The sequence below is a fragment of the Microbacterium sp. VKM Ac-2923 genome (assembly GCF_022815605.1).
Lineage (GTDB): Bacteria > Actinomycetota > Actinomycetes > Actinomycetales > Microbacteriaceae > Microbacterium.
On sequence record NZ_JALGRP010000006.1, the window covers coordinates 1 to 15,603 of the forward strand.

The 15,603-nt window shown below is 71.1% G+C and carries 13 protein-coding genes and 1 pseudogene; 3 read left to right on the forward strand and 11 right to left on the reverse strand.

The features are described 5' to 3' along the window. Together MT347_RS11185 and MT347_RS11190 are read right to left on the reverse strand one after the other, a co-directional pair. Positions 1-482, reverse strand: a pseudogene (locus MT347_RS11185) (rhamnose isomerase); the annotation flags it as partial. Next, positions 479-841 carry an L-rhamnose mutarotase gene (locus tag MT347_RS11190; RefSeq protein ID WP_243501148.1) on the reverse strand — a complete coding sequence of 121 codons (363 nt, stop codon included), beginning with the start codon at positions 839-841 and terminating at the stop codon, positions 479-481. The pseudogene MT347_RS11185 and the gene MT347_RS11190, both read right to left, overlap by 4 nt. Before the next feature lie 192 nt (positions 842-1,033). Between MT347_RS11190 and MT347_RS11195 the strand changes: the two genes are divergently transcribed. Further along, positions 1,034-2,032 (forward strand): LacI family DNA-binding transcriptional regulator, encoded by a 999-nt coding sequence (locus MT347_RS11195; RefSeq protein ID WP_243501150.1) that lies wholly within the window; start codon positions 1,034-1,036, stop codon positions 2,030-2,032. A 366-nt stretch (positions 2,033-2,398) separates the two neighbouring features. Here MT347_RS11195 and MT347_RS11200 read toward each other — a convergent pair whose 3' ends face one another. Beyond that, entirely contained in the window at positions 2,399-3,871 is a 1,473-nt protein-coding gene (locus MT347_RS11200; protein WP_243501152.1) for an MDR family MFS transporter, read from the reverse strand. Between the two features lie 72 nt (positions 3,872-3,943). Between MT347_RS11200 and MT347_RS11205 the strand changes: the two genes are divergently transcribed. Beyond that, a complete protein-coding gene (locus tag MT347_RS11205) occupies positions 3,944-4,561 on the forward strand; it encodes a TetR/AcrR family transcriptional regulator (RefSeq protein ID WP_243501154.1) in 618 nt (205 codons plus the stop codon). 28 nt (positions 4,562-4,589) lie between these two features. Here the strand turns inward: MT347_RS11205 and MT347_RS11210 are convergent, their stop codons facing one another. From MT347_RS11210 to MT347_RS11220, 3 genes are all read right to left on the reverse strand, one after another. Beyond that, positions 4,590-5,435, reverse strand: coding sequence for a transglutaminase family protein (locus tag MT347_RS11210; RefSeq protein ID WP_243501156.1), 846 nt, complete (start codon positions 5,433-5,435; stop codon positions 4,590-4,592). A 64-nt stretch (positions 5,436-5,499) separates the two neighbouring features. Beyond that, a complete protein-coding gene (locus MT347_RS11215; RefSeq protein ID WP_243501158.1) occupies positions 5,500-6,432 on the reverse strand; it encodes an alpha-E domain-containing protein in 933 nt (310 codons plus the stop codon). Positions 6,433-6,499: 67 nt separating this feature from the next. Next, positions 6,500-8,278 carry a circularly permuted type 2 ATP-grasp protein gene (locus tag MT347_RS11220; RefSeq protein ID WP_243501160.1) on the reverse strand — a complete coding sequence of 593 codons (1,779 nt, stop codon included), beginning with the start codon at positions 8,276-8,278 and terminating at the stop codon, positions 6,500-6,502. Positions 8,279-8,384: 106 nt separating this feature from the next. On the opposite strand from MT347_RS11220, the gene MT347_RS11225 reads away from it, so the two are divergent. Continuing rightward, entirely contained in the window at positions 8,385-9,608 is a 1,224-nt protein-coding gene (locus tag MT347_RS11225; protein ID WP_243501162.1) for a carbamoyl-phosphate synthase large subunit, read from the forward strand. 221 nt (positions 9,609-9,829) lie between these two features. Here MT347_RS11225 and MT347_RS11230 read toward each other — a convergent pair whose 3' ends face one another. The 5 genes from MT347_RS11230 to MT347_RS11250 all read right to left on the reverse strand — a co-directional run bounded on the left by MT347_RS11230 (position 9,830) and on the right by MT347_RS11250 (position 15,533). Further along, the gene (locus MT347_RS11230; protein ID WP_243501164.1) at positions 9,830-11,011 is read right to left on the reverse strand and encodes a zinc-dependent alcohol dehydrogenase; all 1,182 of its coding nucleotides are present in this window, start codon (positions 11,009-11,011) and stop codon (positions 9,830-9,832) included. Between the two features lie 85 nt (positions 11,012-11,096). Further along, on the reverse strand, positions 11,097-11,807 hold the full coding sequence (locus MT347_RS11235) for a glycosyltransferase family 2 protein (RefSeq protein ID WP_243501166.1): 711 nt from the start codon (positions 11,805-11,807) through the stop codon (positions 11,097-11,099). Positions 11,808-11,812: 5 nt separating this feature from the next. Beyond that, on the reverse strand, positions 11,813-13,195 hold the full coding sequence (locus MT347_RS11240) for a bifunctional PIG-L family deacetylase/class I SAM-dependent methyltransferase (protein ID WP_243501168.1): 1,383 nt from the start codon (positions 13,193-13,195) through the stop codon (positions 11,813-11,815). Continuing rightward, complete coding sequence (locus MT347_RS11245; protein ID WP_243501171.1) at positions 13,189-14,235, reverse strand: acyl-CoA dehydrogenase; 1,047 nt, start codon at positions 14,233-14,235, stop codon at positions 13,189-13,191. Before MT347_RS11245 ends, MT347_RS11240 begins: the two co-directional genes overlap by 7 nt. 131 nt (positions 14,236-14,366) lie before the next feature. Next, positions 14,367-15,533 carry an alpha/beta fold hydrolase gene (locus MT347_RS11250; protein WP_243501173.1) on the reverse strand — a complete coding sequence of 389 codons (1,167 nt, stop codon included), beginning with the start codon at positions 15,531-15,533 and terminating at the stop codon, positions 14,367-14,369. Positions 15,534-15,603: the final 70 nt, after the last annotated feature.

A 15,603-nucleotide genomic window follows, 5' to 3' on the forward strand; every position in this document is an offset into this window, starting at 1 on the left:
TGCAGGCGGTCCTGACGGCCGCGCATGTCGTTCTGTCCGGGGTAGTTCGACCCCTCAGCGAGCCAGATCTTCAGGTCGCGGGAGCCCGTGGCATCCATCACGTCGATGCAGGCGAGGTGGTGGTCGATGGCCTTGCGACGGATGGCGTCGTCGTGGTGGGTCAGGGCGCCGAACTTGTAGTCCTCGTCCTGGAAGGTGTTGGAGTTGATCGTGCCGAGGCTCACGCCCAGGTCTTCGGCGTGGCGGCGCAGGGCACCGAAGTCGTCGACGAGGTCCCACGGGATGTGCAGCGCGACCGCCGGAGCGAGCGCGGTGAGACGGTTGACCTCCGCGGCATCCGCGATCTTCTCGAACGGGTCGCGCGGCGTACCGGCGGTGGCGAACACGCGGAAGCGCGTGCCGGAGTTGCCGAACGCCCAGGAGGGCAGCTCGATCGCCTGACCCTCGAGGGTCGAAAGGATCTCGGGGCGGAGGGCGGTCATGAGGGGGTCCTTCCCGCGTTCGCGAGCTGGTCGGCGAGGTGGAAGACCTCGGTGAGGGCGGTGGCGGCCTGGTCGGGTCGGCCGTCGAGACCGAGGAAGTAGGGCGCCATCTCGGCCTCCCAGGCGGCCGCGATCGGTGAAGCGGCGAGGTACGCCCCGGCGGCTGCGTCGTCGTCCGTCTCGTAGTAGCCGACCAAGCGGCCACCCTCGCCGAGGAACAGCGAGTAGTTGCGTCGCCCGGCGGCGGCGATCTCGTCGAGCATCTCGGCGCGCACCGGTGAGTGGCTCGCGATGTAGTCGTCCACCCGCTCGGGCCGGATGCGCAGCTCGAAGCAGACACGGGTCGTCTGTGCGGACATGGTCGGGGTCTCTCCTTCGAGAATGAATCGTTTCATCTCATGCTACGGCCGCGCCTGTCGACACGCAACAGGACGATCAGGATCGGCGAACCCCCGCGCGCAGCGCCTCGCGCGCAGCACGCCGGCGGGACCCGGATCCCCCGACTACCTGCGATATCGTCATCGCATCCCCGGGGAGAGGCACGGTCGTCGATGGTGGTGAAGATCAAAGACGTCGCGGCTCACGCGGGGGTCTCGGTGGGAACCGTCTCCAACGTGCTCAACGGCCGCGAGACGGTGTCCGAGGCCGCCGTCGAACGCGTGCGGGCGGCCATCGCGACTCTCGGATACGTGCGCAACGATGCCGCCCGCCAGCTGCGCGCCGGCCGCAGTCGCAGCATCGCGTTGATCGTCCTCGACGTCGGCAATCCCTTCTTCGCGGCCGTCGCACGTGGTGCCGAGGCCCGGGCCGCCGAGGACGGGTACGTCGTGCTGCTCGGGTCCAGCGGTGCCGACGGCGAGCGGGAGCGGCTCTACCTCGACCAGTTCCGTGAGCAGCGGGTCGCCGGGGTGCTGTTGACCCCCGCCGACGCCGACGGCGACGTGGTCGAACGCCTGGCGGCCGCCGGCATCCCGGTGGTCCTCGTCGATGAGCGAGCCGCCGCGGCGGAGGTGTCCGCGGTCTCGGTCGACGACGTCGAGGGCGGATACCTCGCCGTCGCGCACCTGCTCACGGCAGGCCGCCGTCGCATCGCGTTCGTCGGCGGTCCGCTGACGACGCGTCAGGTCGCCGACCGTCTCACCGGCGCACGCCGGGCGGTCGCCGAAGCCGACGGCGCCGGTCTCGAGATCGTCGAGACGGACGCCATGACGGTTCTCGCCGGCCGCGCGGCCGGCGAGCGCGTGCGCTCGCGGCACGACCGGCCGGATGCCGTGTTCGCCGCGAACGACCTGCTGGCCGTCGGGGTGCTGCAGGCCCTGACGATGCGGGGCGACGTCCGCGTCCCCGAGGACATCGCTCTCGTCGGCTACGACGACATCGACTTCGCTGCCGCCGCCGTCGTCCCGCTGACCTCGGTGCGCCAACCGGCCGAGGCGCTGGGTTCGACCGCGGTGGATCTGCTGCTGCGACAGCTCGACGGCGCGCTCGACCCGGCGCAGCGGCAGGTGCGTTTCCGACCCGAACTCGTGGTGCGGGAGTCGAGCGGATAGCAGCGGGGCTCTCCTCGGCACGCGGGGTCGACACCACCTGCCGCGAAGGGAGGATATTCCGGGGCGGGAGGACTCCTGGCCCCTCTGGCGTCCTCCGGTGGCCGAATCTCCTCCCGCCGCGGGGCGGGATCGGCAGCGAACCACCCTCCCGCCGCGGGGCGGGACCGGCGGCAACCCATCCGCCCGCCGCAAGGCGGAACCGGCGGCGACGCCCCTCCCGCGGCAGGGCGGAACCGGCGGCAACCCACCCGCCCACCGCAGGGCGGAGCCGACGGCGACGCCCCTCCCGCCGCAGGGCGGAACCGACGGCGACCCCGGGCCCCACCGCCCGAGGGAGAGGCGTCTTCCGACCGAACCGGCAGCCGCTCAGTGCGCCGGCATCGCCTCGGCGCCCTCGACCTGCTTCGGCGTCCGCACGAACGCCGCGAGCACGATCACCGCGAGCGAGAGGCACGCCGCGACGAAGAAGGCGGAGTGGATGCCGGTGGCCGTGGCATCCACCACCGACGCGCCCTGATCGGCGACGGCCGCCGCCGATCCCACCGTCATCAGCGTGACGAACACCGCGGTGCCCGCCGCCCCGGCCAGCTGCTGCACGGTCGAGACGATCGCCGAGCCGTGCGGGTAGAGCTCGCGCGGGAGCGAACCGAGCGCCGAGGTCATCAGCGGGGTGAACATGAACGCCAGTCCGAGGCTCAGGACGCAGTGCACCGCGATGACGAACCCGATGGGCGTGGTGACCGACAGCGTCGAGAAGCCCCACAGCGCGATGCTCGCGACGATCGCGCCAGGCAGCACGAGCGGGCGCGCGCCGAAGCGATCGAACAGGTTGCCGACGATCGGCGCCATGAGGCCCATGAGCAGCCCACCGGGCAGCAGCATCAAGCCCGTCGGCAGGGTGCCGAGGCCGAGGACGTTCTGCAGGTACAGCGGCAGCAGGATCAGCACGCCGAACAGGGTCGTCATGGCCACCACGACGAGGATCACCGCGATGGTGAAGGCCGAGTGGCGGAAGACGGCGAGGTTCAGCAGCACCCGATCGGTCGACCCCAAGCGCAGCTGGCGCACGACGAACGCGGCGAGCGCGACGGCCCCCACGACCAGCGGAATCCACACGGGCACGATCTCGTGACCGCCGGCGGCCTCGCCGATGCTCGACAGGCCGAAGATGATGCCGCCGAAGGCCAGCGCCGAGAGCACGACCGAGAGGACGTCGAGAGTCACCCGACGCGTGTCGGTGAGGTTCTGCACCCACCGCGCACCGAGGGCGATCGCGACCAACGCGATCGGCACCATGACGATAAACATGGCGCGCCAGGGGAACACCGACAGGATCAGGCCCGACACCGTGGGACCGACCGCGGGAGCGACGGAGATCACGATCGAGATGAGGCCCATCATGCGACCGCGGCGGTGGGCGGGCACGACGTTCAGCACGGTGGTGAACAGCAGCGGAATCATAATGGCGGTGCCCGAGGCCTGCACGATGCGACCGAGCAGCAGCACGCCGAACCCGGGGGCGATCGCCGCGATCACGGTGCCGAGGGTGAACAACCCCATCGCGGTGAAGAACAGCGTCCGCAGCGGGAAGCGCTGGATGAGGAAGCCGGTTGCGGGGATGACGACGGCCATCGTCAGCAGGAATGCCGTGGTGAGCCACTGGGCGGTGGCGGCGGTGATGTCGAGCTCGCGCATGAGCTCGGGGAGGGCGACGCCCATGATCGTCTCGTTCAGGATGACGACGAACGCGGCGACCACGAGCAGGGCGATGACCGCCCCGGGGCGGACGGCGGCTTTTCCGGGCGGAGCGGCGGTGGGGACGGTTCCGGTGGCGACCATGGCGGTCCAATCTGAGCAGTGAAAGACAAGTTGGCAGTTACTGCCAATAAGACATGGACTACTGTATCCGATATGAGCACTCCCGTAGCCCCCGTCGAGGGCCTGCGCGACCGCCGCCGCCGAGAGACCTCGGTCGAGATCTGCGCCGCCGCCCTCGACCTCTTCGAGCAGAAGGGAGTCAGCGGCACGACGGTGGACGAGATCGCCGCTCGCGCCGGGGTCTCGCCGCGCACCTTCTTCCGTCTCGCCCGCACGAAAGAAGACGCCGTCTTCGTCGACGACACCCGATTCATCGAGGCCCTCGCCGGCGTCGGCGAACCCGGCGACGACATCGCCGCCCTGACGACGGCGCTGCGCGCGGTCTTCGGCCGGGAGCTCGAGAAATTGGATGCCGACCCTCAGGCCCGCGAACGCTTCCTGCGCGTGCGCCGGCTCATCGCGCACGAACCCGCTCTCCTGGGCGCCGCGATCCGCCGCGAAGCGACGTCGTCCGACCGGTTCATCCCCGAGATCGCCGATCGCCTCGGCTGCTCCGAGCTCGACGTCCGTGCCGCGCTCGGTCTCGCCGGCCTCGAGATGCGGACGACCCTCGACGAGTGGGCCCGCCGCCACGAGCGTGGCGCTTCGAGCAGCCTCGTCGATCTGCACCGCGACGTGCAGCGGCAGATGGGTCGCGCGGCGAGCGCCTGAGCTCGCCACGCCCCGGGATGCGGGGAGGTCACGTCTCGCGCGTGATCGTGACCTTGACCTTGAGGTTGCTGCGCCCGGGGCCCGCGTACACGCCGCGCAGCGGCGGCACGTCGTTGTAGTCGCGTCCGCGGCCCACGAGCACGTGACGGTCGCCGATCTCGATGTTGTTCGTGGGGTCGAAACCCTGCCAGTCGCCCGCGAACCATTCCACCCACGCGTGGGACTCCCCCGTCACCGCTTCGCCGACCTCGGCGGAGGGCTTCGGGTGCAGGTAGCCAGAGACGTAGCGGGCCGGGATACCGACCTCGCGGAGCGCCCCGATCGCGATGTGGGCGATGTCCTGACAAACGCCCTTGCGCGCCTCCCACGCATCGACCGCCGTCGAGGTCACCCCCGTGACGCCCTGCATGTAGTCGATGGCGTCACCGACGGCCTCGGCGATGGCGTGCGCGGCCGGGCCCGGACGATCGTGCTGAGCGGCGATCGACCGTGCCAGCTCGGCGACCTCGGGATGCGGCGTCGTACGTCGTGTCTGCGTGAGCTGCTCCACGGTCGAGATCGAGCGCCCGGCCTCCGCGGCCAGCTGCTCCCACGTGATGTCGGTGTGCTCGATCGGACGCGGGCGCACCTCGATGAGGGAGCGCGCCGTGATCATCAGCGACGAGTGCGGCGACAGCACGTCGAAGGCCGCGACGCGCGTTCCGAAATAATCGACGTACTGATTGACCGAGGTCGACGGCTCGATGTCGAGCGACGAGCTCAGCACGAACTGGCTCTCGGTCGAGTGCGGCAGCATGCGCGCCTCGTTGTACGACGCCGAGACGTCGCCCGGGTACACGAAGCCGGTCTGGTGCTCGATGCGCAGTCGTTTCATCGCGTCATCCCTTTCGTCCGACGCGGGGCCATCGGCGCCGACGATCGCGGAGGTTGCCTGCGGGTCACGAGATCTCCCCGATCCAGCTCGGCTCGGCCTGCGTCGGGAAGAACCGCGAGCGGATGGCCTCCGACGCCTCTCGCGTGACTGTCTGCACGCGCTGCATGTGCTCGGGCAGCTCGGAGAGGATCTCGCTCACCGGGCGGTACTCGAGGTCGTTGCGGATCTGCCCGAGCGCGCGCAGCACGGTGTTGGAGTGCCCCACGCGGTCGGCGCGCGGATCGATGGCGCTCATGCAGTCCTCGGCCCGCTGGATCGAGAAGATGATCGAGCGGGGGAACAGGCGGTCGAGCAGCAGGAACTCGGCGGCGTTGCGGGCGCTCGGCATCCCCCGGTACGTGCGGAGGTACGCCTCGTACGCCCCGCACGAGCGCAGGATCGTCGTCCACGACGGACCCGACACCTCGGTCAGCGACCGGGTGGCGAGAAGGCGCGCCGTCATGTCGGTGCGCTCGATGCTGCGACCGAGAGTGAAGAACTGCCACGCCTCGTCGCGGTTGGTGGACGAGTCGACGATGCCGATGGCCAGGGCCGCACGCTCGCGCGTCCACTGGAAGAACTCGTGCACCTTCTCGGTCTGCAACCGTCGCGGCATCCGGGAATTCGTGGTGTTGAGGGTCTCCCAGAGCTCGGTGGAGACGATCTCGCGTGCGCGGCGGGCATTCTCGCGCGCCGCGGTGAGCGAGTACGCGATGCTCGACGGGTTCATCCGGTCGACGGCGAGACGGGCGAGCACGTCGTCGCGGCGCACGGTGTCGATGTTCTCCGGCCAGGGCGAGCCCATCACGCTCAGCAGCGAACGACACGCGGTGTCCTCGTCGATCCAGGGGTCTTCGAGCAGCAGTTGGAGGTGCACGTCGAGGATGCGCGCCGTCCCGTCGCTGCGCTCGATGTAGCGCCCGATCCAGAACAGGCTCTCTGCAATGCGGCTCAGCATGAGAACGCCTCTCGGTCCCTGAGCTTGCCGAAGGGCCCTGAGCTTGTCGAATAGTCTGCGATGCGGCTCAGCATGGCGCCTGCTCCCGTTCGTCACCCGCGGGTGCGACCGAGGACCCCGAGTCTGTCGACGGGTCACGAACCAGCTCCCGCGCCTGCTGCTGCTGCTCCGCCTGCGGGCCGTGCTGCACACCGGCGTCCTGCTGCTGCTGCTCCTGCTGGTCGCGGCCGGGCCTCTGGTCGCGGGGCGAGGTCGCCGGCGCGGGCTGACCGTCGTAGATGATCGGGATCGCCTCGGTCACCGCCGCCTGATCGGCCACCAGTCCCGATACGCCGTTGCCCTGGCCGTACTCGACGTGCGAGGGAGCGGAACCGCCGACGACCCACGTGTCCTTCGACCCGCCACCCTGGCTGGAGTTCACCACGAGCTGCCCCTCGGGGAGGGCGACGCGGGTGAGGCCGCCGGGCAGCACCCAGATGTCGTCGCCGTCGTTCACGGCGAACGGACGCAGGTCCGCGTGACGCGGTCGCATCCCGTCCTCCACCAACGTCGGGATGGTCGAGAGCATCACCACCGGCTGGGCGATCCAGCCGCGCGGATCGGCCTTCAGCCGCTTGCGCAGCGCGTCGAGCTCGGCGGGCGAGGCATCGGGGCCCACGACGAGTCCCTTCCCGCCGGAGCCGTCGACGGGCTTCACCACCAGTTCCGGCAGGCGGTCGAGCACCTCCTCGAGAGCGCCCGGGTCTTCGAGCCGCCAGGTGTCGACGTTCTTCAGGATCGGCTCCTCGGCGAGGTAGTACCGGATCAGCTCGGGCACGTAGGTGTAGAGCAGCTTGTCGTCGGCCACGCCGTTGCCGACGGCGTTGGCGATCGTGACGTTGCCGAGCCGCGCGGCCAGCATGAGGCCCGGGGCGCCCAGCATCGAGTCGGCGCGGAACTGCAGCGGGTCGAGGAAGTCGTCGTCGACGCGGCGGTAGATGACGTCGACGCGCTGCGGGCCGCGGGTGGTGCGCATGAACACCTTGCCGCCGATGCTCAGCAGGTCACGGCCCTCGACGAGCTCGACGCCCATGAGGCGCGCGAGCAAGGTGTGCTCGAAGTACGCCGAGTTGTAGACGCCCGGGGTGAGCACGACGATGTTCGGGTCGTCGATCCCGGGCGGGGCCGACGCGCGGAGCGCGGCGAGGAGCTTGTTGGGGTAATCGCCCACGGGGCGCACCCGCATCGACACGAACAGCTCGGGCAGGGTCTGCGCCATGACCCTGCGGTTGGAGATGACGTACGAGACGCCCGAGGGCACGCGCACGTTGTCTTCGAGCACGCGCATCTCGCCGTGCTCGTCGCGGATGAGGTCGATGCCCGACACCTGGATGCGCACGCCGTTGGCACTGCGGATGCCGGCCGCTTGACGGTAGAAGTACTGCGACGACGAGATGAGACCGGCGGGCAGGATGCCGTCGCGCACGCAGTGCTGGTTGCCGTAGGCGTCGTCGAGGAATGCCTCCAGCGCGCGGACGCGCTGCTTCACGCCCGCTTCGATCCGCGACCACTCGTCGTACGCGATGACCCGGGGCACGGCATCCAGCGGGAAGGGTCGCTCCTCGCCCGCGAAGTCGAACGTGACGCCCTGCGCCAGATACGAACTCGCCAGGGACTCGGTGCGGCCGCGCAGCTCCTCCTGGGTCATCTGCGCCAGCGCTTGGTACAGCTCCCGGTACGCCTCACGAGACGGAGCGGAGTCGCCGGCCGTGGCCGGGGCACCGAACATCTCGTCGTACGCCGGGACGCCGGATGCGGTCTTGCGCGGCGCCAGCGTGGAGCCGTAACCGTCGAACAGGTCACCCATGCCAAGACTCTACTCAGCACCGTGTTGCCGACACGTTTCCCGGGCGGCGATCCCGGGTGTGGATAGAGTGACGCCAACGTCCGCCGCCACGACCAAGGGTGCCTTCATGCGCGTGCTCGTCACCAGTTCCCGCAACACGTTCGCTCTCGATCTGATCCGCAAGCTCGGCAGCGTCGGGCACACCGTCTTCGCCAGCGACACGTACGACGGAGCGGTCGGCAACCACTCCCGTTTCCTCGCCGGACACCTGACGACGCCGTCGCCGCGCTTCGAGACCGACGCCTTCATCGCCGCGGTGAACGCCTACGTCGAGCAGCACGAGATCGACGTCGTCATCCCCACGTTCGAGGAGGTGTTCTACCTCGCCGCCCGCGCGGCCGACCTCCCCGAGGGTGTCCGCCTGTACGCCGGCAGCTTCGGCGACCTCGCGCGTCTGCACGACAAGGCGAGCTTCCAGCGTCTCGCGCAGGACGCGGGGGTGCCCATCCCCGAGACGGTCGTGGTGACCTCCCCCGACGAACTGCGCGCCGCGATCGAGTCGTTCCCCCGGTACTTCGCCCGCGCGGCGTTCTCGCGCGGCGGCGTGGGGCTGTTGACGAACACCGGCCCGCTCGCGGGCAAGGTGCCGGTGGAGGACTGCGTCCCGACCGCGGAGCAGCCGTGGCTCGTGCAGCCGTTCGTCGACGGACCGATGGTGTGCACGTACAGCGTCGTCGTCGACGGCACGGTGCAGGCGCACACGACCTACAAGGCCGCCGAGCAGTGGGCCCACTCCACCGCGATCGCCTTCGTGGCGGTCGACAGCACCGACACCCTGCGCTACACGCAGCAGCTCGTCGACGCGCTCGATCCCGGCTTCACGGGGCAGATCTCCTTCGACTTCGTCGACCACGGCAGCGAAGCCGCACCCGACTACAAGATCATCGAGTGCAACCCGCGCCCCACCAACGGCATCATCCTGCTCGAGGCCGACGACGTGTCGAAGGCGATCGGCGGTGAGCTCGCCGAGCCCGTCGTCGCCATCCCCGGCACCCAGCGGCAGATCACGCTCGCCGTCATCGCGGACGCGTTCACCGAACCGCTGGCGCACCTGCCGAAGACCCTGCACGACCTGCTGCACGTGCGCGACGTCGGCGCGGGGTGGTGGGACGACGCCGCGATGCTGTGGAGCCCGGCCACGATCGTGCACGGCGCGAAGATCTCGCACGGGGACCGCAAGGAAGTGCTCGCGGCCCTCGGCGACGACATCGTGTGGAACGGCGAACCCATCGAGGGCATGAGCGACGCGGATGCCGCCGCCCTCGAGGCCGTGCACGCCGGTCGCGCCTGACGCACGGCATCCCCCCTCTCCTCGCCGTCCCCGCGCGCGAGTCGCCAATATCTGTCGCCTGGGGCACTCCCACGGCGACAAAATCTGGCTCCTCACGCGCTCGTACCCGGCGCGGGGCGAGCCGGGGGCGGGAAGCGTGAGTCGCCAGAAACTGTCGCCGGGACGCACGTTAGGCGACAGAAAATGACCCCTCACGCGCACCCCGCGCGCGCGGGGTGGGGTCAGGTGCCGGGGCGCAGCACCACCTTGATGCAGCCGTCCTCCTTCTTCTGGAACGTCTCGTAGAGGCCGGGGGCGTCGTCGAGCGGGGCGTGGTGGGTCACCAGATCCATCACGCCCAGGGGGTCGGCGGGGTCTTCGACGAGCGGGAGCAGGTCATCGACCCAGCGCTTGACGTTGCACTGGCCCATGCGGAAGGCGATCTGCTTGTCGAACATCGTCTTCATCGGCAGCACGTCGGCTTCGCCGGCGTACACGCCGCTGAGCGAGACGGTGCCCCCGCGGCGCACGAGGTCGATCGAGGAGTAGACGGCGGCGAGGCGGTCGAGGCCGGCCTTGTCCATGAGCTTCTGCGCGAGGGCGTCGGGGAGCAGCCCGATCGCATTCTGCGCCAGCTTGACGCCGCCGTTGCCATGGGCCTCCATGCCCACGGCATCCACCACGGAGTCGGCCCCGCGGCCCTCGGTGAGGTCGAGGAGTTCGTCGACCACCGTGTCGGTGAGGTCGTAGGTCAGCACGCCGTGGCGTTCGGCCATCGCGCGGCGATCGGCCTCGGGCTCGATCGCGAGCACGCGGTAGCCGAGATGCACGCCGATGCGGGCGGCGAACTGTCCCACGGGGCCGAGGCCCATCACCGCGAGGGTGCCGCCCTCGGGCACGTTCGCGTACTTCACGCCCTGCCAGGCCGTGGGGACGATGTCGCTGAGGAAGAGGTAGCGGTCGTCGGGAAGATCCTCACCGACGCGGATGTGGTTGTAGTCGGCCAGCGGGACCCGCAGATACTCGGCCTGTCCGCCGGGCACCTGCCCGTAGAGCTTGGTGTAGCCGAACAGCGCAGCCCCGCTGCCGTACTCCCGCACCTGGGTGGTCTCGCACTGCGACTGCAGGCCGCGGCGACACATGAAGCAGTGCCCGCACGAGATGTTGAACGGCACGACGATGCGATCGCCCACCGCGAGGTTCGCCACGGCTGAGCCCACCTCGACGACGACACCCATCGGCTCGTGCCCGAGCACGTCGCCCTTGTCGATGAACGGGCCGAACAACTCGTACAGATGCAGGTCGGAGCCGCAGATCGCGGTCGAGGTGATCTTGACGATCGCGTCAGTCGGTTCCAGGATCTCGGGGTCGGGGACCTCCTCGACGCTCACGTTGCGCTTGCCCTGCCAGGTCAGTGCCTTCATGGTCGTACCTCTCGCTCCGGGGGCGACCAGTGTCCGCCCGACGTGCCGCCTGATCGAGGTGGTTGACGAACCCCCGGTCCGTGCGTCATGCCCCCGGTGCGGCCAGGGGCGGGGCGTCGATCCACGCGTGCACGCGCGCGAGGAATCCCGCGTATCCGGCGGGCGTCCGACCGACGAGTCGTCCCGAGGTCTCGACCTCGTGCTCGTCGCTCACGCGCTCTCGCGCCCCGATGGCCCGGACGGCGCGGACGAGGGCGACGTCCTCGTGCTCGGGGATATCCGGGATGCCGCCGGCCTCGGTGTACGTGCTCGCGCGCACCCCGAGGTTCGCGCCGTGGACGTTGCCGGGCGGTCGACCGCGGTGGTGCGTCGCTCGCCAGTAATCGGCGTGACGCGCGCTGAGGTCGGCGAAATCGGGGCGGACGGTTCCGAGGACGAGGTCGGCACCGGCCTCCGCGAGGTCGAGCTGATGGGTGATCCATTCGAGGGGCACGACCGTGTCGGCATCCGTCATCGCGATCCAGGTGTCGTGCGAGCTCGTCACAAGCGCGGACAGGGCGTGCGCGACGCCGACCCGTCGGGCCGCACCGACACGGCGCACGCTGATCTCGACAGCCTCGACGGGCCACCGTCGCACCCGTGCAGCGGTGCCGTCGGTGCACGCGTCGAGGACGACGACGACCGTCGCGACGAGATCGGGGTCGCGTTCCCGCGCGTGCGCCACCGCCCGCACCACCGCGGACAGGCACCGCTCGATCAGAACCTCTTCGTCGTGCGCCGGGATGACCACGGCCACCGCCCTCACGGGACGAGACCGGCCTCGGCCGCCACCGACCGCGCTCCCGGACGCGCGAACACCTCGAGCACGAAGTCCTGCTCCTCGTGCCGCACGAGACGGATCAGGTCCGGGCGGGCGGCGAGCGCCTCGTGGACGTCGTCGCCGCTGCGCGGGTACTCGGCGACCGGATGCCGCCAGTGGCAGGCGACCAGGTGGCCGTCGGCGCTCAGCGAGGCGACGGCTGCGGTGAGGCCGCGATCCAGGTCGGCACCGGCCCAGTAGTACGCGACCTCCGACAACACGACGAGGTCGAACTCGCCGTCTGGCCAGTCGCCCGGGAGGGTTCCACGACGCAGCTCGACGGCGGCGCGATCCTCGAGGCGTCGACGGGCGCGCTCGAGGGCGGCGGCGGCGAGGTCGACGGCGAGCACCCGATCGCTCCGGTCGGCCAGATGGACGGTGAGCGCCCCCGTCGAGCACCCCGCCTCGAACGTCGACCGGTAGCGACGGCGGGGCAGGGCGGCCAAGAGGGCAGCGCGCTTGCGCTCCTCGTACCAGCGCGAGTCGAAGCCCCACGGGTCGTCGTGACGGGCGTACATGTCGTCGAAGTACGCCTGGTCGACGGAGGGACGCGGTGCGGTGTCGGTCGCCGCGGCGGCGCGCTCCGGCGCCAGGAACAGCTCGGCATCCCGCTCGAAATGCGCGCGCATGCGGGCGTGCACCACCGGCTCGTCGCCCGGCGCGAGCGACAAGGACAGGATCTGACTCGCGTGCGCGTCGAGAGCCCGGGTCTTGGCCTCACGCACTGCGGGGTCGAGCTCCACACGCTCCACTCGATCCCAGGGCACGTCGGCGGGACCGCCCCAGTGCCACAGCCAGATCGGGAACGCGCGCGAGCGCACGCCGCGGGCCGCGCACACCTCCTCGACGATCTCGCCGACCACGCGATGGTCGCGGTGCCCGTCACCGCGCCAGGGCGACAGCACGAGGACGCGGTCGGAACCCGCGCGGTCGAGGGCCTCGCCGAGCGCCGCCGCGATGGCATCCCGATACTCATCGGTGCCGCCGTCGGGAAGGCCGAGGAAGACCGGATCGACGGTGAGGCCCAGGATGGCCGCGGCCACGAGCAGCTCACGACGGCGCAGCAGCCCGAGGGTCGCGGGGGTGTGGGTGGCCGACTCGGGGTGCGAGCCCTCGCCGTCGGTCACCACGAGGAGATCGATCGCGATGCCGCGGGCGGCGGCCGTGGCGAGCAGTCCTGCCGCGCCCAGGCTCTCGTCGTCCGGGTGCGCGGCGACCACGATCAGCCGATCGACGTCGAGGTCGAGCGGCGGGAGGTCGCGCCGGAGCGCATCCGACCACACGCCCTCGTCGGTACCGGGCTCGCGGTGGTCGAAGCTCACCATGCGCCGTCCCCCCGTGCGACGTCGCCGCCGATCTTCGCGAGATCGCGTTCGGCGTGATGCTGCCGCACGTACACCTGGAGGTCGGCCACGCGTCGCGCGTGCGCCTCGTCCGCCACGAGGGGAAGCGGTCCGAGAGCGCGCGCGGCCTCGGCGATCGTCGTCTCGACCGCCTCGGCCACGAAGGCCCGCGCGCGGGCGGCCCGCAGCCCCTCGGATGCCGAACCCCCGGCGTCGAAGATCGTCGCGGTCTCGACGAGGGCGGCCCGAGCGGCCCAGAGCGCCGTATCGGCACGACCGAGATGGGTCCGCGCGAGCTGGTCGGCACGGTCCGCTCGAGCGGCGTCGCGCAGGGCCGCGTGCAGCGGGACCGCCCCGCCCCACCAGCACGCCGCGACCCCCACCCCGCCGTGGGCGAAGCCGGGTCGGCGCAGGTACCACCCGGCATCCCCCACCGGGACGGCGCGGGCGTCGTCGACATCGATCGGGGCGCTCACGATCCGTTCGAGCCCTCGGGAGCGCCACGGTCCCGACCGCGCGGTCACCGCCGGGTCGCCCAGATCGATTGCGAAGAGCTGGCGTCGTTCATCGTCGACCCAGGCCGTGACGAGCGCGTGATCGAGGTCGGCGGCGAGCGAGCACCACGGCTTGGTGCCCCGGAGCGTCCAGGTGCCGGCATCCTGTCGCGCCTCGAGCCGCGTTCCGGGTCCTTCGGCGGCGAAGACGCCCCACGTTCCGTTCGTGTCGAGATCAACGACGAACCCCGCGGTCGCGGCCTCGTCGAGGATGGCCAGCGCGTCGAGGTGCGGCTCGAGCACCCGGGCGGCGGCGACATCGCGGGCGGCCACCGAGGCGAGGAGTTCCCACGTCGCCGCGACCGAACCCGGGCGGCTGACGCCGGCGGCCCAGTCGAGCGTGGCGGCGACATCGGTGCCGAAACCGTCCACGGCATCCGCCTTCCCCAGGGCGTCGCGGACGTCGCCGAGGCCGGGGGTTCGGTCGGGCACGAGCAGGGGGAACGCGGGATGGTCGCCGTCAGTCACTTCGCTAGCATCCGCGCGCGTGGGTGTTTCGTGCAGATCCTTGACACCGCCGTCCGTCCGCGACAGCGCCGATTCCCTCCGTCTCAGCGCGGGAGCACGCGGCGCTCTCAGCGCGGGAGCACGCGGCGCTCTCAGCGCGGGAGCACGCGGCGCCGCAGCAGGGCGTCGAGATGGGCGACGCGAAGAAGCAGTGCGGGGAACGCCGCGGACAGTCCCTTCCGCGGCAGACGGTCGAGGGCCGCCTCGTCGCCTGACAGCAGCGTCTGCTGCCCCCGCACCAGTCGTCGCGTCGCGTTCAGCAGTGCCATCGGGTGAGTGTCGAGGGCGCTGTGACCGTTGCGGATGCGGACGAGGGTGGCATCCGGAGCCGATGACGCCACGCGCTCGGCGATCGCGGGCGGGGTGCGCAGGTCGCGGTCGCCCGAGAGCACCACGAGCGGAAAGCCGAACGCGTGCACCGCCTCCACGAGGTCGTACGGCTCGCGATCGAACGGCGGGAACAGCGGCGCGAGCGGGAGGTAGGTCAGCGCGGGATCGAGGGGGCGACCGTCAGGGAGGCCGGCGTACCCCAGTTCGCGGAAAGCGATGGTGCCGACGAGGTCGAACTCGTAGATGCCGGGGATCCGCGGCAGACCGCCGTCGCGGGTGGCGTACGCCCCCAGAGCCTTCCACGCGAGGCCCGGCCGGTGGCGCAGAAGAGGCAGCACCAGGTCGGCTCCGCCCAGCTCGTACGCGGCGCGCACGATGTCGAGCACGACGCGCGGGGCGACACCGGCGACCATCAGGCGCTTCACGCCACGGGCCATGTCGTCGTCGGCATCCCAGAACAGCTCTCGCAGGCGCTGCCGTTCGAGACCGACGTCACGGGTGGACTGCAGAGCCGAGTCGAGCAGCATGGATGCCACGCGCTCCGGATGCCGCGCCCCGAACGCCATGGCCAGGTAGCTGCCGTACGACGACCCGACCACGACCGCACGGTCGATGCCCTCCGCGTCGAGCACCGCGACGAGGTCGTCGAGGACGGCGCTGATCCGCATGGCGTCGGGTGGGAGGGGGCGGCCGTCGAGGTCCTTCCGCGATCGACCGATGCCGCGGTGCTCGACCATCACCAGGTCGAGCCCGCCCCGCGCCGCCCACCGCCGCAGGCCCCGGTAGGGCAGGACCGAGGCGAGGCCCGGGCCGCCCGGGATGACGACCACCGGCGTCGCCCCGCGAGGCCCGGATCGCACGTACGTCAGATCGAACGCCGGCGCCCCGCCCACCGCGGGCCGGCGGAGGGACCGAAGGGTCTCGCGCATGACTGCACGCTACTCGCGTGCGATGCGATGCGAACCGGATGCCGCTGTGGAGAGGTTCCGCGCCGCCGAT